Below are 23598 nucleotides of genomic sequence, written 5' to 3'. Positions count from 1 at the left end.
CCGCCTCTGCGGGAATTGTTTCAGCCCCTGCCCCGATCCTCGCGATTCTGTCAACGAAAGCAATCCGTCAAGGGCGAACTGCCCCATCAGACGCGGCAATCTGGCCAATGGCTGTTTTCAGAATGTCGTATATTGATGCGACGCTGCGAAGTGCCATCGGCCATTGGCCGCGACATCTTGCAACCTACGCGTTTCCATGCAATATCACATCCAGTTCGGGCGTTTGCTGACCCGGAGACTGGAACGTTTTGCACGACCCTTTCCCCGATACTGTGAATCTCTGACGACCCCGTGACTCGGCGGGGGGTTTTTATCGTGCGCGAATGCATGACCGCCAAGCAAAACCACCGACTTGCCGCCGACGCCAGGCGGCTGGCAGGTCCAGACCACTGAACGGGTGAAGGAGTTCTCCCAATGGCCCAGACCGGTACCGTAAAATTCTTCAACGCAACCAAAGGCTTCGGCTTCATTACGCCGGATGGCGGCGCCAAGGACGTTTTCGTCCACATCTCCGCTATCGAGGCTTCCGGCCTGCGCACGCTCGTCGATGGCCAGAAGGTCACCTTCGACGTCGAGCCTGACCGCATGGGCAAGGGTCCCAAGGCGGTCAACCTCCGCGCGGCTTAAGCCAAGCAAGGTTGCAGTTGTGATTGAAGGGCGCGATGGGCAACCGTCGCGCCCTTTCCTTTTCGTCCATACAATTCCGAATATCACTCGGCCAATCAAGGAGATAGCAGCGCCTGCGCGGCTCGCCACGGTCTGGCGAGGCCGTGACAATCATGGCATATTCCTACGCCGGGAGCTGAAACCGCCCCGCCCTGGAGGAGGCCGACGATGAAATTCCTGAATGCTCTGAGCGCGGCGCTGCTTGTTGCAGGCCTGGGCTACGGCGGCCCCGCTGCGGCCATGCCGACAAGTGACATGCCGCAAGCCGGCCCCGGCCTGCTGGTCCAGGTCCGTGGCTGCCACGGCGATCCCCAGCGCCACTTCGTTCCGCAATTCGGCCGTACCGAATGGCATGTCCACCGGCGGCCCGACTGCCGGCCGGTCCGAGTCCGCCCGCCGATCCAGGTGCGCGACTGCCACCGCGATGTTCGCCGGCACTTCCTGCCGCGCTACGGCAACGTGCCCCACCGCCATATCGGCCCCAACTGCCGCGTACGGGTCTACAGCAGGTTCGATCCGCACCGCCCACGGCCACCTTCTTGCATCCAGATCGGGCCGATCCGCTACTGCGAATACTGAGCCGGAAAACGTCGCCCAGGCACCGCTGAAAGCCGTGTTTTTGCGGGCCAGGCGCCGCTTTCGGGCGGCGCCGGAGAGCAAAACTTTTGCTTGCCGATGGCCCAAAAATGAACGACAAATTTCCACTTCGGGCATTTGCCGGCCCGAAGAACTGGAATTGATGGGATCAGAGGAGTTTCCCATGCCGCAGACCGGCACCGTCAAGTTCTTCAATCATGCCAAAGGCTTCGGCTTCATCACGCCGGACGACGGGGCGAAGGATGTCTTCGTCCACATCTCGGCTGTGCAGGCGTCAGGCCTTCCCGGTCTTGAGGATGGGCAGAAGGTTTCTTTCGACACCGAGCCGGACAAGCGCGGCAAGGGCCCGAAGGCAGTCAATCTGACCGTAGGCTGAGAGCCCGCGATCCGGGCCGGGCTTGAGCACCGGCCACATTTGCGCAGCAGTGCCTGACGCCGCGCCGCATGGCGTCTGTCGGCTTCGATCGGCTCGAATGTTTCGCCGAAAGTCTGTTCAGGCTGCGTTCAGCCTCGGTCCCCTAGACATGTTGTCGACGCTCATTTCCTGCCTCGATACGGGCCGGACGGCGAAGGAGACCCGACATGAACCGCACCATCAAGACCCTCGTCCTTTCGGCAGCCGTTGCCGCCACCACGCTCGCCACCCTGCCGGTGGCCGAGGCCGGTGAGCGCTGGCGCCGCCACAACCGCCACGACAACACCGGCGCGATCGTCGCCGCCGGCGCGCTTGGCCTGATCGCCGGTGCGGTCATCGCCGGCAATGGCAACCGTTCGCAGCCGGTCTACGACGACTATTACGACTACGAGCCGCAGCCGCGCCGCGTCTATCGCGAGGACTATTACCGCCCTGCCCCGGTGCAGCGCCGCGTGGTCTACCGCAACAGCTACGCAATCGAGCCGTGGAGCCCGGAATGGTACAGCTACTGCTCGGATCGGTACCGCAGCTTCAAGCCGCGCAGCGGCACCTTCACCGGCTATGACGGGCTGGAGCATTTCTGCACCGCCAACTAACGTTCACGGGCTTCGTCGAACGGCCTTCCCTGCCCGGCCGTTCGAAAGCAGCCCGACGCGACGACAATAACAAACGGCACCAGCCTTGCGGTTGGCGCCGTTTTTCATTTCGCGCCGGTCGGGACACCCGCGGTCTCAGACCAGATAGGGATTGCTCCGGCGCTCGTCACCGAAACGGCTGCCGGGCCCGTGACCGCAGATGAAGCCGATCTCGTCGCCGAGCGGCAAGAGCTTCTCCTTGATCGAGCGGATCAGCGTCGCATGGTCGCCGCCATAGAGGTCCGTGCGGCCGACCGAGCCCTGGAACAGCACGTCGCCGACATGGGCGAACTTTGCCTCGCGATTGTAGTAGACGACGTGGCCGGGCGCGTGGCCAGGGCAGTGCAGCACCTCGAACACATGGCTGCCGAACGAGACCGTCTCGCCTTCGGTCAGGAACCGGTCGGGCACGCAATTGCGCACCGAGCCGCCCATGCCGAATTTCTGCGCCTGCGTGACGAGGTTGTCGAGCAGCGGCTTGTCGGCCTCATGCGGTCCGATGATGTCGACGCCGAGCGCGTCCTTGAGCTCCATCGCCCCGCCGGCATGGTCGATATGGCCGTGCGTCAGCCAGATGGCCGTGATGTTGATGCCGTTATCCTTGAGCACCGAAAGGATGGTGTCGACGTCCCCGCCCGGATCGACGACGACGCCGGTCTTGTCTTCGGTGTCGAAGAGGATCGTGCAATTCTGCTGGAAGGGCGTGACCGGCACGATCCCGGCATTGAGCTGTCCCATGGCTGTCCTTTCTGATCTTTGCCCCGACATAGTGCATGACCCCGAAAATCGGAATGGATTTTCGGAAAGGATCATGCACCAATTCAATATTTACAGCGTCCTTTGCGCGTCCAATTGGATGCGCGGCGCTGTTGGGTCAGTCGCGACATTCGTCCACAGCGATCAGCCTGGCAGCCTCTGTCAAAAATGAAATGGGCGGCCGCAGCCGCCCAATCCGAATTCCGTCTGAAACGCTTTTACTTCTTCATCGCGCCCATGACGGCGCCAACGATCGCCGTCAGGATGGCGCCGCCGCCTGCGCCGCCGACCACGTCGCCAAGGATGCCGCTGAGCGCGCCGGCGGTTGCCGGATCAGCAGCGCCGCCAAGGAGACTGCCGAGGATCTGGCCGCCTGCAATACCACCGACGCCGCCTGCGATCAGCTTCGTCACCTGCCCCATCGCAGCTGTCTTGATCGCCGCGCCGACGGCCTGTCCACCGATTACGCCGGTTACAATCTGTATGATGATCGGAAGAAGCGATTCCATAACAATTCCCTCCAAATTGCATGCCGGCCCTCAGTCTGCCGACGTCAACATGAGACGCTGAAATCGGCGAATGTCAAATGCGCCACGAGGCAAGCAAAAGGGGCGGTCCGAAAACCGCCCCCTTGCAATCCTTAGCTATTGTATTTGCTGGTTATTCCGCAGCAATGGCATGCTTGGGCTGAACCGCTGCCGAATAGTCGTTCATCAGCGTCTTGGCGATTTCGCCGACCTCGAATCGGTACTGGCCGATCTCCGAAACCGGCGTCACTTCGGCTGCCGTGCCGGACAGGAAGCACTGCTCGAAGCCTGCCAGTTCTTCCGGCATGATGGCGCGTTCGATCACCTCGATGCCGCGATCCTTGGCAAGCCCGATCACCGTGCGGCGGGTGATGCCGTCGAGGAAGCAATCCGGCGTCGGCGTGTGGACCTTGCCGTCCTTGACGAAGAAGATGTTGGCGCCGGTCGCCTCGGCGACCTGGCCGCGCCAGTCGAGCATCATCGCATCGGCATAACCCTTGGCCTCGGCCGCATGCTTGGACAGCGTGCAGATCATGTAGAGGCCGGCCGCCTTCGACTTCGAAGGTGCTGTGCGCGGGTCGGGACGGCGCCATTCGGCGATGTCGAGGCGGATGCCCTTCAGCTTCTGCGCCGGGTCGAAATAGCTCGGCCACTGCCAGATGGCGACGGCAACGTTGATGCGGTTCTTGTGGGCGGCGACGCCCATTTCCTCGCTGCCGCGCCAGGCGATCGGGCGCACATAGGCGTCCTTGAAGCCCTGCTTCTTCAGCAGCTCGCGGCAGGCATCGTCGATCACGTCCACCGAATAGGGAATGGTGAAGCCAAGGAGCCGGGCCGATTCATGCAGGCGCTCGGTGTGCTCCGTCAGCTTGAAGATCTCGCCGCCATAGGCGCGTTCGCCTTCGAACACCGCGCTTGCATAGTGCAGGCCATGGGTTAGTACGTGAATCTTGGCGTCGGCCCATTGGACGAACTCGCCGTTCATCCAGATGAAGCCATCGAGTTGGTCGAAAGGAACGGATGCCATGGTAAACCTTCCCGCAGGCGGGAGCCTGCCTATCGTTTCGTATCGTTCTTAATGGCCCGTAAGGGGCCTGCTGGATAAAGCGTAGGCGGGCTAGAATACCAAAGCAAACTCACGATGTTTCGGAAAAAACCACCGTACCTTGCCTTTTCATTCGCAATCCGCCGAAAAGCTTGGCAAAAATTACCATCGCACCTAATTTATGTCAACAGTGCTGACATAAATTGACGAGCAGGAACTCTATGGCACAACGCAGCGGCGCAGCCGCCCAACCGATCCGAACCGCAGTGACGGCCGACGACGGCATCGACTTCTCGATCATCGAGTTGCTTTACTTCGCCTATCGCGATTTCACTTCGGACCCGGATCAGATACTTGCCGAGTACGGTTTCGGTCGTGCGCACCACCGCGTGCTGCACTTCGTCAACCGCATGCCGGGGCTGACCGTCGCCGAGTTGCTCGACGTGCTGAAGATCACCAAGCAGAGCCTTGCGCGGGTTCTCAAGCAGCTGATCGATGCGGGCTATATCGTCCAGGTCCAGGGTCCGCGCGACCGCCGTCAGCGCGAGCTTTATCCCACGCCGAAAGGCCGGACGCTGACCCTGGCGCTGGCGCGGCCACAGTCACGCCGCATCGATGCGGCACTGGAGGGCGCGGGAGAGACCGAACGCGCCTGGATCGAACGATTCCTCAAGGCGATGGTCAATCCCGAATTAAGGGCGCAGATTGATCATCTGCCCGGAAACACGCCGGGGAAAGACCATGGAGAATAACGACAAGACGGCCAATCCGGCCACGCTGGGCGATGATGCTCCGCACCTGCTCGTGGTCGACGACGACACGCGCATCCGAAACCTGCTCAAGCAATACCTGACCGAGAACGGCTTTCGCGTGACGGTCGCCGGCAATGCCGACGAGGCACGCCGCAAGCTGGCGGGCCTCGACTTCGACCTTCTCATCCTCGACGTGATGATGCCGGGCGAGACCGGCGTCGAACTGACCAGATCGCTGCGCGACCAGAAGGACGTGCCGATCCTGATGCTGACCGCACTTTCCGAGACAGACAGCCGCATCACCGGCCTGGAGGCCGGCGCCGACGACTACCTGCCCAAGCCATTCGACCCGCGCGAGCTGATCCTCAGGATCAACAACATCCTGCGCCGAGGCGGGCCGGCAACGACGCCGAAGGTCGAGCAGCTGGTGTTCGGCCCCTACACCTTCCAGATCGCGCGCCGCGAACTCAAGCGTGGCGGCGAAGCCCTCAAGCTGACCGACCGCGAACAGGAAATCCTTGCCATCTTTGCCGCGCGCGCCGGCGAGACCATCCCCCGCCACGAGTTGGTGACCGGCGATTCCGAAGTCGGCGAGCGCACCATCGACGTCCAGATCAATCGCCTGCGGCGCAAGATCGAGCGCGACCCGGCCAACCCCGTCTGGCTGCAGACGGTGCGCGGCATCGGCTATCGGCTGAGCGTGGAATAACGGTCTCCAGCCTGCGCAGCGAACCTTCCGAGCATCGGCCGGTTGTTGAGACCGGCCCCTCCATTGTAGTATCGCGCGCGCCGGCGACAGACGTGCCGCATTCCGCGGCCCGGCATGGGAGAAACAGCCATGTTACGCGCAATTACGCTTGCATTTGCCCTGTCAGTCTTTCCAGCAACCGCTTTCGCCAATTCCTGCCCGAGCATCATGGCTGCGATCGACGCAGCGCTGCCCGCTTCGACACTCGCGGAGGCGGACATGACAAAGGTCAAGGAGTTGCGCACCAAGGGCGAGCAACTGCATGCCGCCGGAGATCACGCCGGATCGGAGGCTGCGCTCAACGAAGCCAAGACGTTGCTCGGCATCTAAGCGACCGCTTCGTCGTCCTCGTTCATCCTCCAGGCGCCGCTGCAAAGGCGACGCCTGGCCCGGATTTGCCGTGCGCGGCTCGGCTCGTGGCCTGCGAAAACCCTCGGCCAAGCCGCCGGCACCGGCTACAACCCGCGGTGCCGCGCCCGCTTGGACGCGGGACGCCGGGGCGTGCCTTGATCATCTCCACGCAAGTGACCCGACATAGTGTCGGCGCAGTTCCCGTCAATCGTCTTTCGGCGACGACGAACGGCCTGACATTTGGAAACTCAAGAAAAATCCCTATGTTTTCAGCACGGGACAACGCAACGTTTGACAACGTAAGCTGTTGAACTTCAAAGACAGTTTCAGAACTGTCGAGCGTGCACTAGGATCAACGCAGGCCGAGCGGGACGAAGTCCGGCTGGCGGCGAAACGGAAGGGCGGATGGCAACCACCGACATGGAAGGGCCCGGCGGAGGCGGTATCGGCACACGTGCATGGCGTGCGCTGACGGCCGTGCCGAGAAGCTGGAACCGCTTCTGGCGGCGGGTTGCGCTCTACATGCCGAAGCGGCTCTACGCCCGCTCCCTGCTCATCGTCATCACCCCGATGATCCTCTTGCAGTCGGTCGTCGCCTTCGTCTTCATGGAGCGCCACTGGCAGACGGTGACGGTGCGCCTGTCGCAAGCGGTGACCCGCGACATTGCCGGCATCATCGACCTGCTCGACACCTTCCCGCAGCCGGAGAACTACGCCCAGATCATCCGCATCGCCCAGGAGCGCATGCTGCTGAAGATCGACCTGCTGCCGCCCGAACCGCTACCCCCGCCCGGCCCCAAACCGTTCTTCTCCATTCTCGACCAGGCGCTCTCAACTGAAATCCGCAGGCAGATCAACAAGCCGTTCTGGCTCGATACGGTCGGCAACTCGAACGTCGTCGAAGTGCGCGTCCAGCTCGACGACAAGGTGCTGCGCATCTTCGTTCGCCGCAGCCAGGCCTACGCCTCGAACACCCACATCTTCCTGTTGTGGATGGTCGGCACCTCGCTGGTGCTGCTGACCATCGCCATCCCCTTCCTGCGCAACCAGATCCGCCCGATCCTGCAACTGACCGAGGCGGCGGAGAGCTTCGGCAAGGGGCGGCCGATGCCTGCGAATTTCCGTCCGCGCGGTGCCGAGGAAGTGCGCCGCGCCGGCTTTGCCTTCATCCAGATGCGCGAGCGCATCGAGCGCCAGATCGACCAGCGTACAGCGATGCTGACCGGTGTCAGCCACGACCTTCGCACTATCCTGACCCGCTTCAAGCTGCAGCTTGCGCTGTCGGGCAACAAGATCGATCGCGAGGCGCTCAGCCAGGACATCGACGACATGCAATCGATGCTCGAGGCCTATCTCGCCTTCGCCCGCGGCGAGGCGGCCGAGGATCCGGGGCGCTTCGATCTCACCAGTTATCTCGACAAGCTTGGCGAGGAAGCCAAGCTGCGCAAGCGCAAGCTCAAGGTCACGCTGGTCGGCGAGCCCGAAGTGCATGTCCGCCCCAACGCCTTCGCCCGCCTGCTGCAGAACGTCGTCGGCAACGCTTTCCGCTATGCCAAGGAAGTCGAGGTCAAGGCCGTCCATGACCGCGGCATGCTGGTGGTCATGGTCGACGACAACGGCCCCGGTATCCCGGAAGAGAAGCGCGAAGAGGTGTTCAAGCCGTTCTATCGCCTCGATGAGGCGCGCAACCTCGATTCGACCGGCACCGGGCTCGGGCTGGCGGTCGCCCGCGACATCGCCCGCAGCCATGGCGGCGACATCAAGTTGAGCGACAGCCCGCTTGGCGGCCTGCGCGCCATGATCCGCGTGCCGGCCTGACCGGACTTCAGCCGCGCCGGTCGAGCCGCGTCACCAGCCTGTCGCCGACCCATTGGATGCCGCAGACGAGCACGATGAGCACGATCACCACTGCAACCATCACCGCCGTCTCGAAACGCTGGTAGCCGTAGCGGATGGCGAGGTCGCCGAGACCGCCGGCACCGATCGCGCCCGCCATGGCCGAGGCGCCGACCAACGTCACCAAAGTGACGGTGAAGCCGGCGACGATGCCCGGCAGCGCCTCCGGCACCAGCACCTCGCGGATGATCGCCCAGCGTCCGCCGCCCATGGCGCGCACGGCCTCGATCAGGCCCCGGTCGACCTCGCGCAACGACACTTCGGCGATGCGCGCATAATAGGGCGTCGCGGCAATCGCCAGCGGCACGATCGCCGCCCAGGTGCCGATTGAGGTGCCGACGATAAGCCGCGTCAGCGGGATCAGCGCGACGAGCAGGATGATGAACGGCACCGAGCGGAAGCCGTTGACGATGCCGCCGAGGATACGGTTCAGCCACAGTTGCTCGGCGATGCCACCGCGATCGGTGGCGACAAGCGCCAGGCCGAGCGGCAGGCCGAAGATCAGCGAGATCAGGCCCGATGCCGCCGTCATCAGCACCGTTTCCCAAAGCGAGCGCAGGAGAAGTTCAAACATCATCGGTGACATGGCCAAGCACCTCGACCCGGGCGCCCCGGGCATTGAGAAAATCGACGACTTCGGCGAGACGGCCGGCCGGTGTCGCGGCACCGAGGAAAAGCGTTCCGACCGGCTCGCCCTGGATGTGGTCGATGCCGCCATGGACAAGGCGGTAGCGGCCGGGAACGGCCGCGGCGAGTTCCTGCAACAGCGGACGCCGCGCCGCCTCTCCTGCAATGTCGATGCGCAGGATCGCCTCGCGCCCTGAACGCGCGAAGCGTCCGGCGATCGCTGCGGGCAGTTGCGGCCGGATGCCCCCGAGCAGGCTGCGCGTCACCTCCGACTGCGGGTCGGCAAAGACGGACCACACCGGCCCCTCCTCGATGATGCGGCCGGCATCGAGAACGGCGATGCGGTCGGCAATGGTGCGGATCACTTCCATTTCGTGGGTGATCAGCAGGATCGTCAGGCCGAGCTTCTGGTTGATGTCCTTGAGCAACGAAAGAATCGAGCGCGTCGTTTCCGGGTCGAGCGCCGACGTCGCCTCGTCGGAGAGCAGCAGCGCCGGACGCGCGGCAAGCGCGCGCGCGATGCCGACGCGCTGCTTCTGCCCGCCGGACAGCGACGCCGGATAGGCCTTGGTCTTGTCGGCGAGGCCGACGAGGTCGAGCAATTCGGCGGCACGGGCGAGCCGCTCGGCCTTCGACCTGCCCTCGATTTTCAGCGGCAGGGCGACATTGTCCTCGACGGTTTTCGCCGAGAGCAGGTTGAAGTGCTGGAAAATCATGCCGATGCGACGGCGCAGCGGCTGCAGATCGCGCTCGCTCAACCCGGTGATCTCGCGCCCCTCGACGAAGATCTGCCCGGCGTCGGGACGCTCCAGCCCGTTGAGGCAGCGAATCAGTGTCGACTTGCCAGCGCCGCTGCGGCCGATGATGCCGAGGATCTCGCCCTTGCGCACCGTCAGCGACACGCCGTCGACCGCCGGCGTCCGGCCGAACCGACGCTTGAGGTCGACAATGCGCACGACATCGCCGGCGGGCGCAACATCGCCAGGTGGCAACGTCGCGCCGGCGGAACTGAAATGCTGGTTCATGAAATCTCCCCGCAAAGCGGAAGGCGGCCCGCCATGAGCGAGCCGCCTGTTGTCGATGGCCCCCCGCGCTCAGTAGGCGGCGACGCCGGTGCCTTTGTAGACGCGGTCGAACTCGGCCTTGACCGTCTCGTTCTGGTAGGCGGCGACCAGCTTTTTGACCCAAGCCTCGTTCTCGTTGCCGGTCTTGACCGCGATGAAGTTGCGGTAGGGATTGTCGGCCACGGGTTCCTGGGCAATGCGGTTGTCGGCGCTCAGTCCACTCTTCAGCGCCCAGTCGGTGTTGACGACAGCGGCGTCGAGGTCCTCGACCGAACGGCCGACGATGCCGGCGTCGAGTTCCTTGATCTCGAACTTCTTCGGATTGTCGACGACATCAGTGACGGTCGCCAGGATGCCGGTGCCGTCCTTGAGCTTGATCAGGCCGGCATCGGCCAGCACCCGCAGCGCCCTGCCCTCGTTGGACGGATCGTTGGGCACGCCGATGACCGCCGCTTCCGGCAGGTCCTCGATCTTGGCGTGCTTCTTGGAGTAGAGCCCGATCGGCCACAGCCCGGTGTAGCCGACCGGAGTGATGTGGTAGCCCTGCGTCTTGATCTGGTTGTCGAGATAGGGCTGGTGCTGGAAGGCATTGGCGTCGATCTCGCCGCGCTCCAGCGCCTCGTTCGGCTGGGTATAGTCGTTGAAAACGACCGTCTCGACGCTCAGCCCCTGCTTGGCCGCCTCGGCCTTGACCACGCGCCAGACATCCTCGTCCTCGCCGGAGATGATGCCGACCTTGATCGCGGACTTGTCCTCGGCAAAGGCCTGGTGCGGGACGGTGAAGCTGATGACGGTGACGACGGAGGCGAAAAGGGCTGCAAAGGCCGTGCGCCGGCTGATCGCGCTGCGGTGGGAAATCGAATTGATGGTCTCGGTCATTTCGGTGTCTCGCTGAGAGCCGTTGGGAGGATGGCTCGCTCCGCGACATGCGAAGCTTGGCCATATCCTCGGCAAACACTCCCGCTTCGACAAAGGATCGGATTTCGCGCCGAGCGCGTGGGCAGGAAAATCGTCTCAAAGAAAATGCTTGTTCGGGCAGAAGCAACCTCGTCCTCGCAACTGCGAGAAGAACGGGCGTCATCGGCGTGTCATGCCAATCTGCTCAAAGGCGGCCGCATCGAACGGGAAGCTCGCCGATTCCTGGCTGATCGAGATACGGGCAACAGGGAAGACATCTCTTGCGCATCCTGATGGTCACCGACGCCTGGAAACCGCAGATCAACGGCGTCGTGCACACACTCGAACGGCTTGCCGAAACACTTGGCGACTTCGGTGCCGAGGCCGATTTCCTGACCCCGAACCTCTTCCGCACGCTGCCGATGCCGACCTATCCCGATATCCGTCTCGCGCTGACCACGCCCGGCAACATCGCGCGCATCATCGAACAGCGCCGACCCGATCATGTCCACATCGTCACCGAAGGGCCGCTCGGCATGATGGCGCGACGCTATTGCCGGGCCAACGGCCGCCCCTTCACCACCAGCTACCACACGCGGTTTCCCGAATATGTCAGCGCCCGCCTGCCGCTGCCCGAAAGCTGGACTTACGGCCTGCTGCGCAGCTTCCACAATTCCGGCCAGGGCTGCATGGTGGCGACCAAGTCGCTCGCCGACGATCTTGCCTCGCGCGGCTTCGAGAAGCTCCGGCCCTGGACACGCGGTGTCGACATCAACCACTTCCACCCCGGCAAGAAGGTCGATCTCGACCTGCCCCGGCCGATATTCCTCTGCGTCGGCCGCATCGCAGTGGAAAAGAACCTGCCCGCCTTCCTCGACCTCGACCTGCCCGGCTCCAAGGTGCTGGTCGGCGACGGGCCCGAGATCGAACGGCTGAAGGCAAAGTACCCCGAGGCGCATTTCCTCGGCCGGCGCCCGAGCGACGAACTGGCCGAGATTTATGCCTCGGCCGACGTCTTCGTCTTCCCGAGCCGCACCGACACCTTCGGCAATGTCATCATCGAAGCGCTGGCCAGCGGCACGCCTGTTGCCGCTTATCCAGTCACGGGCCCGATCGACATCGTCGGCGACGGTGTCGGCGGCGTGGTTTCGGAGGACTTGCAGCAAGCCGCGCTCGCCGCGCTCAAGGTCGACCGTGCCGAAGCGCGCGAACGCGCCATGCGCTACACCTGGACGGCCTGTGCCGAGATGTTCCTGGACAATGTGAAGGCGGCGTACACCGCGTAGACGGCCAGGACACGTCGACAATTCAGGTCAGGCCGAGTCGAAAATGGTGAGTTCCGAGAACCGGAACAGAGCGCACATTTGGGTACGTGAGTACCGGAAGCGCAGGAAATCGCCATTTGCAGGCCGGCATCACCCTGAATTGCGGCGTGTCCTAAAACAGGCGGCCGCCGTCGGGAACCTTGCGCTCGATAGCGCCGAGCACGACGTCGCCTTCGGCATCCGGGAAGCCGAGCGTCAGCACTTCCGACATGAACGGCCCGATCTGGCGCGGCGGGAAATTGACCACGGCAAACACCTGCCGGCCCAGAAGCGTCTCCGGCGCATAATATTTGGTGATCTGCGCCGAGGATTTCTTGATGCCGATCCCGGCGCCGAAATCGATCTTCAGCTTGAACGCCGGTTTGCGCGCCTCGGGAAACGGCTCGACCTCGACGATCGTACCGGTGCGGATGTCCACCTTGTCGAAGTCGGCAAAGGTGATTTCGGGCTTGCGCTCGTGATGCGAACTCATGCGGCAGTCTCAGGCGTTTCCGTGCGTCTCGAACAGGACGCTGGCCAGCGCATCCTTGGCCGAGGTGCCCGACCAGACGACGAACTGGAATGCCTGGAAGTAGCATTCGCAGGCTTCGAGCGCCGAAGACAACAGCACCTCAACCTGCTGGCTGGTCGGCTCGACGCCGCCGGCGAGCAGCAGCGACTGGCGGAACATGATTGCGCCCTCCTGCTCCCACAGGTCGAAATGGCCGAACAGCATCTGCTCGTTGATCAGCGACAGCAGCCGCAGGATCTCCAGCGTACGGCTTTCCGGCACCTTGATGTCGAAGGCGCAGGCCAAGTGCAGGGCCTCGAAGTCTTCCATCCAGGAGAAGGAAATCTGGTAGTCGGTCCAGTTGCCGACGACAGAGATCGAGATTTCGTCGTCGCCGGCACGCTCGAATGACCAGTCGTTGTTGTGAGCCACCTGCTCGATAACATCCACCGGATGGATTTCGCGCGAGAACTCGAGTTCGAGAAGTTCCATAAATGCTTCCTGTCGTTCCGGGAGCGCCATCGCGCTCCGCGCAAAGGGCACACACGACGAACAAACTTATTCTTGAACTCGGACGACCAGCGCTGCCGGACTCAATACCCCCCAGCCGGACCGCGCCATCCGGTGCGTGACCCCACTAAGAATCATGCAACAAATTCAGTGTATTGATCAGGAGTCGCGTGAACAGCCCAATTTTTCGCACTGCCGCATTCGGGTGTGGAAACTGGCTGCGGCGCACATTCATCAAGCGCCGGTAAGCGATTCACGACAAAGCACTTTTTCGGATGGCGCTTTGTGGAAAAGTTAACGAATTATTTCTTTGTACGAGGCTTCGGCGACGCCGCCGGTGAGGCCTTGCCGGCATCTTCGCCGCCAAGGGCTGCGAGCTTCGACTCGAGTGCCTCGATGCGGACGGCCATCGCCTTGTTCTCGGCGCGCGCCTTGATCGCCATGTCGCGGACCGCTTCGAACTCCTCGCGCTGCACCAGCTCAAGCGTATTCATCGCCCGTTCGGCTTGCGAACGGAACGCGGTCTCGACCTCGCGCTTGACGCCCTGCGCGGCACCCGCGGCATCGGTCATCAGCTTGGCAAACTCATCCAGGATGCGGTTCGGTCCGGTCGTCATGGCAAACCCTCGCGTTGTCCATTCGACGTAGTAGGGCAAAGGCCCGAATGCAAGGGCGTGAAGTCCTTGCCGCTCTGTTTGCGCCATCGCGCCGCATTCCGGGCTTGCAGCAACCAATAACTATTATTAGATTGAAGACGCTGAATTCAGGAGCATCGCCATGGCCATCAGTGCCGATCTCGGTGCACACCTCGAAGAGGTCGTGAACCAACTCGTCAGTACCGGGCGCTACAACTCCAAGAGCGAGGTCCTGCGCGAAGGGATCCGCCTCGTTGAAGAACGCGAAAAGCGCCTTGCCGCACTGGATGCAGCGCTGGCCCAGGGGCTCAGCGACGCCGACGCTGGCCGTCTGGTGCCCGCCGAAGACGTATTCGCTCGCCTTAAATCCAAGCTCCGCGCCCAAGGCTGATGGTATCATGCAGGTCGTTTTCGCGCACGCAGCCGAAACCGACCTCGAAGCCATTGTCGATCACATCGCACAAGACAATCCATCCAGAGCGCTGAGCTTTGTTCTGGAACTGCGCGAAAGCTGCGTTGGACTTGCCGAACTGCCATTCGGCTATGCAGTCGCTAGAAGGCTTTCTGGCAGCGACATTCGGCGCCGCGTCCATGGCAACTACCTGATCTTCTACCGTGTGCAGGATGAGCGGATCGAGGTTCTGCGTATCCTCCACGGCGCGATGGACTACGAACGCCTGTTTGCCGCAGACGAATGACATCTCGGTGAGCGGCTGCCCCTTGCCTTGACCCTGCCAAAGCGCTGCCGCATGGTCTGCGCCACCGCTTCGACCGGAGATAGAATTGACTGAATATCTTGCCCTGCCTCTGGCAGCCCTGTCCTTTCCGAACATCGATCCGGTCATCGTCCAGATCGGGCCGCTCGCCATCCACTGGTATGGGCTGGGTTATGTCGTCGGCATCCTGTTTGCCTGGTGGTATGGCAAGCGGCTTGTGACCAACTCCCGCCTGTGGCCGAACGGCATCCTGCCGATGAAGCCAGAAGCCCTCGACGACTTCCTGGTCTGGGCTGCGGCCGGCGTCGTGCTTGGCGGCCGCATCGGCTACATCCTGTTTTACGACCTCGCCCGCTACATCTCCAATCCGCTCGACATACTCGCCGTCTGGCAAGGCGGCATGTCGTTCCATGGCGGCCTGCTCGGCGTGACGATCGCCATGTTCCTGTTCGCCCGCAAGCACGGCATCCTTGTCTGGTCGCTGATCGACGTGGTTGCCGCCGGCGTGCCGGTCGGCCTGGGGCTCGTTCGTGTCGCCAACTTCATCAATTCCGAGCTGTGGGGGCGGGTCACAGACGTGCCCTGGGCGGTCGAGTTTCCCACCGGGGGACCGTTCCTGCGCCATCCGAGCCAGATCTACGAAGCCCTGCTCGAAGGCCTGGTGCTGTTCCTCGTGCTGCGCTTCCTTACCCACTCCGGGCTGAAGCTCAAGACGCCGCGCTTCGTCGCCGGCGCCTTCGTCTGCGGTTACGGCCTGTCGCGCATCATCGTCGAGTTCTTCCGCGAACCCGACCAGCAGATCGGCTATCTCCTTGGCGGCTGGCTGACCATGGGCATGGTGCTGTCGGTGCCGATGGTGCTGATCGGGGTATGGGCGATGCTGTCGGCCAAACAGGTGACCCAAGCCGCAAAGCCGGCATGACCGCGCTCAAGAAGCGCATTTCAAACCTGATCGCCGCATCGGGGCCGATTGGTATCGCCGACTACATGGCGCTGTGCCTGTTCGATCCCGCGGACGGCTACTACACCACGCGTGAACCCTTCGGCGCGGTCGGTGACTTCACCACCGCGCCAGAGATCAGCCAGATGTTCGGCGAACTCGTCGCCGTCTGGCTCTACGCGGCCTGGCAGGCCGCCGGCAGCCCACGAGGTGCGCTGCTCGCCGAGATCGGCCCCGGTCGCGGCACGCTGATGAAGGACATGCTGCGGGTGCTGCAGAAGCTCGACCCGGCCTTCGCCGCCGATGTCGCCATGATCGAGACAAGCCCGCGGCTGCGTAAAGTCCAGAAGCAGACGCTGGCCGCCAGCGGCACGAACATCGCCTGGCACGAAAGCGTCGCCACCCTGCCCCAGGCTCCTTTGTTCATCGTAGGCAACGAGTTGTTCGACGCCATCCCGACGCGCCAGTTCGTCAAGATCGGCGCCGCCTGGCACGAGCGCGCCGTCGGCATCGGCGAGGACGGCGAACTGGCCTTCGTTGCCGGTCCGGCGACCATCGCGGCGACCTTGCTGCCGGCCGAGGCCGCGACGGCTCCCGAAGGCGCGATCTTCGAGTTTGCCCCGGCAAGGACCGCCACCATGGAAGCAATGGCCGAGCGCATCGAAGCCTCGGGCGGTGCCGGCCTGTTCTTCGACTACGGCCACATCGAGCCGGGCATCGGCGACACGCTGCAGGCCCTGCGCAAGCACAAGTATGACGACGTGCTCGCCCATCCCGGCGAAGCGGACCTGACCTCGCATGTCGATTTCGCCGCTCTTGCCACTGCCGCCCGCCTGCACGGTCTCGACGCGCATATGGCGGCGCAGGGTGAGTTCCTGCTGGCGCTTGGACTGATCGAGCGCGCCGGCAGGCTCGGCGCTTCGGCGGACGCGGCGACGCGCGAAAAGATCGGCAGCGAAGTCGAGCGCCTCGCCGGACCCGATGCCATGGGCACACTGTTCAAGGTGCTCGCGATTGCTTCCGCTGGCACAAAACTTCCCTTCCCCGCCGTCAGTTGACAGCACGCTTGCCGCTGCCCCACTGTCCGCGCTCGCAACAGCAAGGCGGAACGGCGACGCCGCGCCCGGCCTTGACGAAATCGCATGCGGGGATGACAAGGCGGCAATGCTGAACGACTCGAAACCGGACCCGATCCGGTCCAACTTGCTCGCCAGCGCGGAGGCCAAAGGCATCCGCCACGGTTATTTCACCCGCATCGGCGGGGTATCCGAAGGCATCTACCAAGGCCTCAACATCGGTGTCGGATCGGACGACGACCAGGTCCGCGTGGCCGAGAATCGCCGCCGCGTCGCCAGTTGGATGGGCGTTGCGGCAGACCATCTGCTCAGCCTTTACCAGGTCCATTCGCCCGATGTGATCGTCGCCACCGGCCCGTTTTCCGGCGACAGGCCCAAGGCCGACGCCATCGTCACCGACCGGCCCGGCATCGCCCTTGGCGCCTCGTCGGCAGATTGCGGACCGGTACTGTTCGCCGATCCTGAGGCGCGCGTCATCGGCGCTGCCCATGCCGGCTGGAAGGGCGCCTTGTCAGGCGTGCTCGAAAACACCGTCACCGCCATGGAGGGCCTCGGTGCCAGGCGCGAGCGCATCCTGGCCGTGCTCGGCCCGTCGATCAGTGCTGCCAACTACGAGGTTGGCCCGGAGTTCGTCGCCCGCTTCACCGAGGCTGACGGCGACAATGCGCGCTATTTCGCGCCGTCCGAAAACCCCGGCCATTCGACGTTCGACCTCAACCTCTACACCGTCGACAGGCTACGGCGCGCGGGCGTGACGGCCGAGGCGCTGAACCGCTGCACCTATGCGGAAGAAGACCTCTTCTATTCCTATCGGCGCACCACGCATCGCAAGGAAGCTGATTACGGGCGGCAGATTTCGGCAATTGCACTGGAGGACTGACAGCATGGCGCTGCATTTCGAACGAACCGAATTCGACGCCCGACGCGACCGGCTGATGATCGAGATGGCCGAAAAGAAGCTCGATGCGGTGCTGCTGTTCGCGCAGGAGAGCATGTACTGGCTGACCGGCTACGACACCTTCGGCTTCTGCTTCTTCCAGTCGCTGATCGTCAAGGCCGACGGTTCGATGACGCTGCTGACGCGTTCGGCCGACCTGCGCCAGGCCCGCCACACCTCGATCATCGAAAATATCGTCCTGTGGACCGACCGCGACAACGCCAACCCGACGCTCGACCTGCGCAACCTGCTCAACGACCTTGGCCTGCTCGGCATGCGCATCGGCGTCGAATACGACACGCATGGCCTCACCGCCTTCAACGGCCGCCGCCTCGACGAGCAGCTCCAGACCTTCGGACAGATCGTCGATGCCTCGGGCCTTGTCGGCCGGCTGCGCCTGTTCAAGAGCCCGGCCGAGATCGAAAAGGCCGAAAAGGCCGCCAGCCTCGGCGACGACGCGCTCGACGCGGCGCTACCGCTGATCAAGCAGGGCGGCGACGAGGCCAAGATCCTGGCCGCCATGCAGGGCGCTATCTTTTCCGGCGGCGGCGACTACCCGGCCAACGAATTCATCATCGGCTCCGGTGCCGATGCCCTGCTCTGCCGCTACAAGTCAGGACGCCGCAAGCTCAACAAGAACGACCAGTTGACGCTCGAATGGGCCGGCGTCTTCAACCATTACCATGCGCCGATGATGCGGACCGCCCTGACCGGCAAAGTCTCCAAGCGGCACCAGGAGCTCTACGACGCCTCCCTCGACGCCTTGCTCAGCGTGGAAAAGGCGATGACGCCGGGCAACACGTTCGGCGACGTCTTCGACGCCCACGCCCGCACACTGGAGGCGCATGGGCTGACCAAGCACCGGCTCAACGCCTGCGGCTATTCGGTCGGCGCGCGATTCACGCCGTCCTGGATGGACATGCCGATGTTCTACCAGGGCAATCCCGAGCCGATCGCGCCCAACATGACCTTGTTCGCCCACATGATCATCATGGATTCGGAAACCGAAACCGCGATGACCCTGGGACGCACCTACTTGACCACCGATTCTTTGCCCAAGCCACTTTCCCGCCATGATCTCGACTTGATCGTGCGGTGACTGCGATGGGCGCTGGGGGGCGTTTGCCATGGAGTACAGGCAGATGAAACGTTGGTTTGTGGCCGCGGCAAGCTTGGCCGCGCTCGTCGCACTTTCGGCCTGCAACAGCTCCAAGGACGTGCTCGAGCCCTCGGCCATCGCCCCGACGGACCAGTCGAACGAGCTGGCCAATGCGGAAGGCACGGACGTCGGCGCGCCAACAATCGCCCCCGCTGCCACAGCGCCTGCGCCACTGTCGCCCCAGGCTGCCGCAATCGTCGCAAAGACGCGCGTCCAGTTCGCCCCCATTGTCGGCACCCCGGTCGAGGCGGCAACCCCGCTCACCCAGCGGCTCGGCATCCGCGCCCGCGAACGCGGCATTACGCTGGCCGGAAGCACCGACACCACGCCGCCCGGCATCATCATGCGCGGCTATTTCTCCGCCATGACCGAAGGCAAGGATACGACTGTCGTCTATGTCTGGGACGTCTACGACCCGGCAGGCACCCGGCTCCACCGCATCAACGGCCAGCAGACTGCGCCTTCCATCGGCAGCGGCGACGGCTGGCCGGTCGTGGCGCCCGCAACCATGCAGTCGATAGCCGACAGCACCATCGACCAGCTCACCGACTGGCTGGCGGCAAAACCGGGCTGAGCCGCGACATTCCGTTCCAAGATGTCGCTTTTTTGGGATTCAACGGCGAGTCCGCTTGCAATACGGCTCAAGGCCGCTAAAAGCCCGCTCATATTCACTTCCAGGATCGGCGTATGAAACTCTTCGCGGGCAATTCCAACCGGGTGCTAGCAGAAGCTGTCGCTCGCTATCTCAACATTCCCCTGGGCAAGGCCAGCGTCAGGCGCTTCGCCGACCAGGAGATCTTTGTCGAGATTCAAGAGAACGTGCGCGGCGAGGATGTCTTCATCCTCCAGTCGACCTCGTTTCCGACCAACGATCACCTGATGGAACTGCTCATCATGATCGACGCCTTCATGCGCTCGTCGGCACGGCGCATCACGGCGGTCATCCCCTATTTCGGCTACGCCCGGCAGGATCGCCGTGCTTCGGGCCGCACGCCTATCTCGGCCAAGCTGGTCGCCAACATGATCGCCCGCGCCGGCGCCAACCGCGTGCTGACGCTCGACCTGCATGCCGGCCAGATCCAGGGCTTCTTCGACATCCCGACCGACAACCTGTTCTCGGTTCCGGTCATGGCCCGCGACGTCAAGGCCAAGTACAAGCAACTTGGCAACGTCATGGTGGTCTCGCCCGACGTCGGCGGCGTGGTTCGCGCCCGTGCGCTGGCCAAGCGCATCGACGCCCAGCTCGCCATCGTCGACAAGCGCCGCGAGCGCCCCGGTGAATCCGAGGTAATGAACGTCATCGGCGAAGTCCACGGCAAAGACTGCCTGCTGATCGACGACATCGTCGATTCCGGCGGCACGCTGTGCAACGCAGCCGATGCACTGCTGGCCAAAGGCGCCACCAGCGTTACGGCCTACATCACCCACGGCGTGCTTTCAGGCGGTGCTGCTGCCCGCATCGCCGGCTCGCAGTTGCAGGAACTGGTCATCACCGACTCGATCCAGCCGACCCAGTCGGTGATGGACGCCCACAACATTCGCGTCGTCTCGATCGGCGATCTGATCGGCGAAGCGATCTCGCGCACGGCAACCGAGGAATCGGTATCCAGCCTGTTCGACTGAGCCTTCTGCCCCGTGCAGACCACTTCAAAGCCCCGCCCGGCAATCCCAGGCGGGGCTTTTTCGTGCGCGCAATGTCGCCGGCGCTGTTTCAGGTCAGCTGCCAGGCCATGCCGGCAAGCGCCGAGACGGCCAGCACGGCGATCATGTTGGCGTGGAAGCGGATCAGCGCCACGCCCGCAACGATGGCGATGACCGCAGCAAGCCAGTCGAAACTGCCGAAATCCAGCACCGGCAGCGAGAATGGCCCAACCACCGTCTCCCCGACATTGCCGAACAGCACGTGAAGCGCGAACCACACCGCAAGGTTGGCGATGATGCCGACGACGGCAGCGGTTACTGCGGATAGCGCGCTGGCCAGCCAGCGCACGTTGCGCACCGTTTCGACATAGGGCGCACCGACGAAGATCCACAGGAAGCAGGGCACGAAGGTGAACCACAGCGTCACCGCCGCGCCTGCGATTCCTCCGGCCAGCGGGGCGAGGCTGGACAATCGCGCCCCGCCGAGAAACCCGACGAAGACCAGCACCAGGATCAGCGGCCCCGGCGTCGTTTCGGCGAGGCCGAGGCCGGTCAGCATCTCGTCCGGCTTGAGCCAGCCATGCACCTCGACAGCCTGCTGGGCGACATAGGCCAGCACCGCATAGGCGCCGCCGAAGGTCACCGCCGCCATCTTGGAAAAGAACGTCGCTTCGGCGGTGAAGACGTGGCCGTGTCCGAGAAGTTGCCACATCAGGACCAGCGGCACGAACCAGATGGCGAGCCATATCGACAACGTGGTGATGAAGCGCCGCGCACTCGGCTTCGTCCATTCGGGCATGGCATAGGCGACGTCATCCTCGTCGGCGGCCTTGGCGCCGGCATTGCCGGCAAAGCCCGTCAGATGCAGCAGTGTCCCTATCGCGGCCGCAGCAAGCACGATCAGCGGGAACGGCAGCTTGAGGAAGGCAATGGCAACGAATGCTGCGATGGCTAGGATGACCATGCTGCCGTTCTTCAGCGCCCGCTTCGACACCTTGATCAGCGCTTCGAGCACGACGGCAAGCACCGCCGCCTTGAGCCCGAACAGCAGCCCTTGCACCAGCGTGACGTGACCGACGGTCAGATAGATCGCCGACAGTGCGGTGATGACCAGCGCCCCCGGCAACACGAACAGCAGCCCGGCTACCAGCCCGCCTTTGACGCCGTGCATGAGCCAGCCGGCATAGGTCGCAAGCTGCATCGCCTCAGGCCCGGGCAAGAGCATGCAGTAGTTGAGCGCATGCAGGAAGCGCGGCTCGTCGAGCCAGCGCTTCTCGTCGACGAGGATCTTGTGCATCAGCGCGATCTGGCCGGCCGGCCCGCCGAAGGACAACAGGCCGATCCTGGCGAAGGTCCGCGTCGCCTCCGCGAATGAAGGAGGCGCGGCCCGCAGAGGCGTCGTGTCCATGTCAGATCGCCTTTGCCGGCCAGTTGTGGGTTTCACCAGTTGCATAACGGCACCAGCCATAGAGCGCATCGTAAATCGCCATGCCCTTCTCAAGCTGGGCGAGGTCGTCCTCTTCGAGTGCCGACAGGCCGAGCGATATCGCAAGCAGTCCTGCCGCCTGCGGCTCGAGATCAAGCCGGGCCGTGTCGGCGCCGCGCACGATGCGGGCGAGGTGCAGAAGTGCGGGATCGGTCAGGCCGAACTCCGAGATCAGGGTATCGAAGGTGCACTCGTCGCCGCGATGCGAATAGTGCACGTCCTTGATGTCATAGGGGATCGCACCCGTTTCGTCGGCGACGTCCTTGACCCATTCGGCCGAGACGAAATGGAAAACCGCCAGCGGATCGATGAAGCGCCGGATCAGCCAGGGACAGGCGATGCGGTCGATCTTGGGGCGCGCGCGCGTCACCCATTCGCTTGGTCGCGGCAGCCCCGGCTCCAGACCAGGCGCCTCGCGTGCCACGACAGGACCGCCGGCAGCCAGCCAGGCATCCATTCCGCCTTCAAGCATCGATGTGTCAGCGCCAGCGGCCAGCAGCTTGGCGAGCGCTATCTCGCTGACATTGTGGCCGTGCGCGCAATAGACGGCGATCCGGCGCCCTGCAGGCAGTTGCGGCAGCCAGTCGTCGACCCTCATGTGGTCGCGCCATAGCGCGCCGGCGATCCGTGTCGGAGCAGCAGCAAAGACCGTCTCCCTGCGCACGTCGACGACCGTCGGGCACCGGTCAGTGCCGACGAGGCGGATCAATTCTTGCGATGAGATCATTCTGGGCATGGCAATTCCTCCGCACAAATGGGCGAAGGCGGAACTTGGGCCACCTGGCCTCACGGGGAGTCCACCATGCCCCCGATACGTGAATTCTATTTGAAAGCGGCGCCAGCTGCAATCATCTCAACACGCCATCCAGGGCGGGCAGGCCGACGATCGCAGCCGTCGCGATCAGCCCGTAGCAGATGCGGCGGAACGTGGCCTCATTGGCGCGGCTGAACAGGCGCGAGCCGATATACAGTCCCAGCGCGAAAGTCGGCCCGATCGTCAGCGACAGCCCCACCGTCTCCAGGGTCAGGAGCCCGGCGATAAGATAACTCACGATCGACAGCACGCTCGAAATCGCGAAATAGAGCACGATGTTGGCACGCACCGTCTGCGGCAGGAAGGCGCCGCCGAGCCAGTATGCAACGACCGGCGGCCCGCCGACCTGTGCCGCACCGGAAAACAGCCCCGAGGTCATGCCGACGGCGGCAGTCATGGTGGCGTGGGGACGGCCGTGGTAGCGCCATCCCGACATCAGCAGCGCGAGCAGCGCAACCACGATGGCGACGATGGCCCAGCGGATCACCACGCCGTCGAGCTGGGTGAGCAGGTAGGTGCCAGTGGGCACGCCAACCGCCGCCCCGAGCGCCATGACGCCGACATTGGCGCGGTCGGCGTTGCGCCAGGCATTGGGGATGAGGCCCGGGGTCAGCACGAGGTCGACGATCAGCAGCAACGGCACGGCGAGCTTCGCACCGACCAGCGAGCTTGCCACCGGCACGAAGATCAGGGCACCGCCGAAACCCGAGAAGCCGCGCGCGCAGCCGGCGACGAAGGCGACGACGACGAGGACCAGGATTGTGCCCACCGGGAGATCGAGCAGGAGAAATTCTTGCATGGCTGATTGCGACCGTGAACGATTCGAACGGGCGTGATACAGGCACTGCGGTGTTTTCGCGAGCAGCCACGGCGGCACCACGACCGAGCCAGCG

General features: G+C 63.9%; 29 protein-coding genes. 17 read left to right on the top strand and 12 right to left on the bottom strand.

What is annotated here, in order from left to right; translation table 11 throughout:
- The first annotated feature begins 414 nt into the window (after positions 1-414).
- The 4 genes from GGQ99_RS00440 (at position 415) to GGQ99_RS00425 (ending at position 2274) form a co-directional block, all read left to right on the top strand.
- Complete coding sequence (locus tag GGQ99_RS00440) at positions 415-627, top strand: cold-shock protein (RefSeq protein WP_006202520.1); 213 nt, start codon at positions 415-417, stop codon at positions 625-627.
- 207 nt (positions 628-834) lie between these two features.
- Positions 835-1245: a hypothetical protein gene (locus GGQ99_RS00435; protein ID WP_108607333.1), complete on the top strand. Its 411-nt coding sequence runs from the start codon at positions 835-837 to the stop codon at positions 1243-1245.
- A 181-nt stretch (positions 1246-1426) separates the two neighbouring features.
- Positions 1427-1639 carry a cold-shock protein gene (locus GGQ99_RS00430; RefSeq protein ID WP_018428999.1) on the top strand — a complete coding sequence of 71 codons (213 nt, stop codon included), beginning with the start codon at positions 1427-1429 and terminating at the stop codon, positions 1637-1639.
- 206 nt (positions 1640-1845) lie between these two features.
- Positions 1846-2274, top strand: a complete 429-nt coding sequence (locus GGQ99_RS00425) for a BA14K family protein (protein WP_108607332.1) — start codon at positions 1846-1848, stop codon at positions 2272-2274.
- 135 nt (positions 2275-2409) lie between these two features.
- Here GGQ99_RS00425 and GGQ99_RS00420 read toward each other — a convergent pair whose 3' ends face one another.
- The 3 genes from GGQ99_RS00420 to GGQ99_RS00410 all read right to left on the bottom strand — a co-directional run bounded on the left by GGQ99_RS00420 (position 2410) and on the right by GGQ99_RS00410 (position 4623).
- On the bottom strand, positions 2410-3051 hold the full coding sequence (locus tag GGQ99_RS00420) for an MBL fold metallo-hydrolase (RefSeq protein WP_108607331.1): 642 nt from the start codon (positions 3049-3051) through the stop codon (positions 2410-2412).
- Positions 3052-3287: 236 nt separating this feature from the next.
- Entirely contained in the window at positions 3288-3578 is a 291-nt protein-coding gene (locus GGQ99_RS00415; RefSeq protein WP_108607330.1) for a hypothetical protein, read from the bottom strand.
- A gap of 151 nt (positions 3579-3729) precedes the next feature.
- Positions 3730-4623 carry a branched-chain amino acid aminotransferase gene (locus GGQ99_RS00410; RefSeq protein WP_108607329.1) on the bottom strand — a complete coding sequence of 298 codons (894 nt, stop codon included), beginning with the start codon at positions 4621-4623 and terminating at the stop codon, positions 3730-3732.
- Between the two features lie 239 nt (positions 4624-4862).
- On the opposite strand from GGQ99_RS00410, the gene GGQ99_RS00405 reads away from it, so the two are divergent.
- The 4 genes from GGQ99_RS00405 (at position 4863) to GGQ99_RS00390 (ending at position 8310) form a co-directional block, all read left to right on the top strand.
- Positions 4863-5393, top strand: coding sequence for a MarR family winged helix-turn-helix transcriptional regulator (locus GGQ99_RS00405; RefSeq protein ID WP_055970444.1), 531 nt, complete (start codon positions 4863-4865; stop codon positions 5391-5393).
- Positions 5383-6102: a response regulator gene (locus GGQ99_RS00400; RefSeq protein WP_108607328.1), complete on the top strand. Its 720-nt coding sequence runs from the start codon at positions 5383-5385 to the stop codon at positions 6100-6102. Before GGQ99_RS00405 ends, GGQ99_RS00400 begins: the two co-directional genes overlap by 11 nt.
- A gap of 129 nt (positions 6103-6231) precedes the next feature.
- The gene (locus GGQ99_RS00395) at positions 6232-6471 is read left to right on the top strand and encodes a hypothetical protein (protein ID WP_108607327.1); all 240 of its coding nucleotides are present in this window, start codon (positions 6232-6234) and stop codon (positions 6469-6471) included.
- 426 nt (positions 6472-6897) lie between these two features.
- Positions 6898-8310 carry an ATP-binding protein gene (locus GGQ99_RS00390; protein WP_108607326.1) on the top strand — a complete coding sequence of 471 codons (1413 nt, stop codon included), beginning with the start codon at positions 6898-6900 and terminating at the stop codon, positions 8308-8310.
- 7 nt (positions 8311-8317) lie between these two features.
- On the opposite strand, the gene GGQ99_RS00385 is transcribed toward GGQ99_RS00390, so the two are convergent.
- From GGQ99_RS00385 to GGQ99_RS00375, 3 genes are all read right to left on the bottom strand, one after another.
- On the bottom strand, positions 8318-8974 hold the full coding sequence (locus GGQ99_RS00385; RefSeq protein ID WP_183259905.1) for a methionine ABC transporter permease: 657 nt from the start codon (positions 8972-8974) through the stop codon (positions 8318-8320).
- On the bottom strand, positions 8955-10040 hold the full coding sequence (locus GGQ99_RS00380) for a methionine ABC transporter ATP-binding protein (RefSeq protein ID WP_183259903.1): 1086 nt from the start codon (positions 10038-10040) through the stop codon (positions 8955-8957). Before GGQ99_RS00380 ends, GGQ99_RS00385 begins: the two co-directional genes overlap by 20 nt.
- Before the next feature lie 69 nt (positions 10041-10109).
- The gene (locus GGQ99_RS00375) at positions 10110-10958 is read right to left on the bottom strand and encodes a MetQ/NlpA family ABC transporter substrate-binding protein (RefSeq protein ID WP_183259901.1); all 849 of its coding nucleotides are present in this window, start codon (positions 10956-10958) and stop codon (positions 10110-10112) included.
- Positions 10959-11257: 299 nt separating this feature from the next.
- On the opposite strand from GGQ99_RS00375, the gene GGQ99_RS00370 reads away from it, so the two are divergent.
- Positions 11258-12262: a glycosyltransferase family 4 protein gene (locus GGQ99_RS00370; protein WP_183259899.1), complete on the top strand. Its 1005-nt coding sequence runs from the start codon at positions 11258-11260 to the stop codon at positions 12260-12262.
- Positions 12263-12413: 151 nt separating this feature from the next.
- Here the strand turns inward: GGQ99_RS00370 and GGQ99_RS00365 are convergent, their stop codons facing one another.
- The 3 genes from GGQ99_RS00365 to GGQ99_RS00355 form a co-directional block, all read right to left on the bottom strand.
- Positions 12414-12773 (bottom strand): tRNA-binding protein, encoded by a 360-nt coding sequence (locus tag GGQ99_RS00365; protein ID WP_183259897.1) that lies wholly within the window; start codon positions 12771-12773, stop codon positions 12414-12416.
- Positions 12774-12782: 9 nt separating this feature from the next.
- Positions 12783-13283 carry a type III secretion system chaperone family protein gene (locus GGQ99_RS00360; protein WP_055970456.1) on the bottom strand — a complete coding sequence of 167 codons (501 nt, stop codon included), beginning with the start codon at positions 13281-13283 and terminating at the stop codon, positions 12783-12785.
- A 320-nt stretch (positions 13284-13603) separates the two neighbouring features.
- Positions 13604-13918, bottom strand: coding sequence for an accessory factor UbiK family protein (locus GGQ99_RS00355; RefSeq protein ID WP_108607321.1), 315 nt, complete (start codon positions 13916-13918; stop codon positions 13604-13606).
- 160 nt (positions 13919-14078) lie between these two features.
- On the opposite strand from GGQ99_RS00355, the gene GGQ99_RS00350 reads away from it, so the two are divergent.
- From GGQ99_RS00350 to GGQ99_RS00315, 8 genes are all read left to right on the top strand, one after another.
- The gene (locus tag GGQ99_RS00350; protein ID WP_183259895.1) at positions 14079-14327 is read left to right on the top strand and encodes a type II toxin-antitoxin system ParD family antitoxin; all 249 of its coding nucleotides are present in this window, start codon (positions 14079-14081) and stop codon (positions 14325-14327) included.
- Positions 14328-14334: 7 nt separating this feature from the next.
- Entirely contained in the window at positions 14335-14634 is a 300-nt protein-coding gene (locus GGQ99_RS00345; protein ID WP_183259893.1) for a type II toxin-antitoxin system RelE/ParE family toxin, read from the top strand.
- 85 nt (positions 14635-14719) lie between these two features.
- Positions 14720-15574, top strand: coding sequence for a prolipoprotein diacylglyceryl transferase (lgt, locus tag GGQ99_RS00340; protein WP_183259891.1), 855 nt, complete (start codon positions 14720-14722; stop codon positions 15572-15574).
- On the top strand, positions 15571-16650 hold the full coding sequence (locus GGQ99_RS00335; RefSeq protein WP_183259890.1) for a class I SAM-dependent methyltransferase: 1080 nt from the start codon (positions 15571-15573) through the stop codon (positions 16648-16650). The genes lgt and GGQ99_RS00335 overlap by 4 nt, the downstream gene beginning before the upstream one ends.
- Positions 16651-16756: 106 nt before the next feature.
- Complete coding sequence (gene pgeF / locus GGQ99_RS00330; protein WP_183259888.1) at positions 16757-17548, top strand: peptidoglycan editing factor PgeF; 792 nt, start codon at positions 16757-16759, stop codon at positions 17546-17548.
- 4 nt (positions 17549-17552) lie between these two features.
- A complete protein-coding gene (locus GGQ99_RS00325; protein ID WP_183259885.1) occupies positions 17553-18704 on the top strand; it encodes a M24 family metallopeptidase in 1152 nt (383 codons plus the stop codon).
- Between the two features lie 43 nt (positions 18705-18747).
- Complete coding sequence (locus tag GGQ99_RS00320) at positions 18748-19338, top strand: hypothetical protein (RefSeq protein ID WP_183259883.1); 591 nt, start codon at positions 18748-18750, stop codon at positions 19336-19338.
- Positions 19339-19451: 113 nt separating this feature from the next.
- Positions 19452-20387: a ribose-phosphate pyrophosphokinase gene (locus tag GGQ99_RS00315; protein WP_108607316.1), complete on the top strand. Its 936-nt coding sequence runs from the start codon at positions 19452-19454 to the stop codon at positions 20385-20387.
- Positions 20388-20475: 88 nt separating this feature from the next.
- Here the strand turns inward: GGQ99_RS00315 and chrA are convergent, their stop codons facing one another.
- The 3 genes from chrA to GGQ99_RS00300 all read right to left on the bottom strand — a co-directional run bounded on the left by chrA (position 20476) and on the right by GGQ99_RS00300 (position 23504).
- Positions 20476-21813: a chromate efflux transporter gene (gene chrA / locus GGQ99_RS00310; RefSeq protein WP_183259881.1), complete on the bottom strand. Its 1338-nt coding sequence runs from the start codon at positions 21811-21813 to the stop codon at positions 20476-20478.
- Position 21814: 1 nt separating this feature from the next.
- Complete coding sequence (locus GGQ99_RS00305) at positions 21815-22618, bottom strand: chromate resistance protein ChrB domain-containing protein (RefSeq protein ID WP_425486786.1); 804 nt, start codon at positions 22616-22618, stop codon at positions 21815-21817.
- A 121-nt stretch (positions 22619-22739) separates the two neighbouring features.
- Complete coding sequence (locus GGQ99_RS00300; RefSeq protein WP_183259878.1) at positions 22740-23504, bottom strand: sulfite exporter TauE/SafE family protein; 765 nt, start codon at positions 23502-23504, stop codon at positions 22740-22742.
- Positions 23505-23598 lie beyond the last annotated feature (94 nt).

This window comes from Aminobacter niigataensis (assembly GCF_014200015.1).
Lineage (GTDB): Bacteria > Pseudomonadota > Alphaproteobacteria > Rhizobiales > Rhizobiaceae > Aminobacter > Aminobacter niigataensis.
The sequence above is the reverse complement of the archived record's forward strand: the minus strand, read 5'-3'. Positions and strand labels throughout refer to the sequence as shown.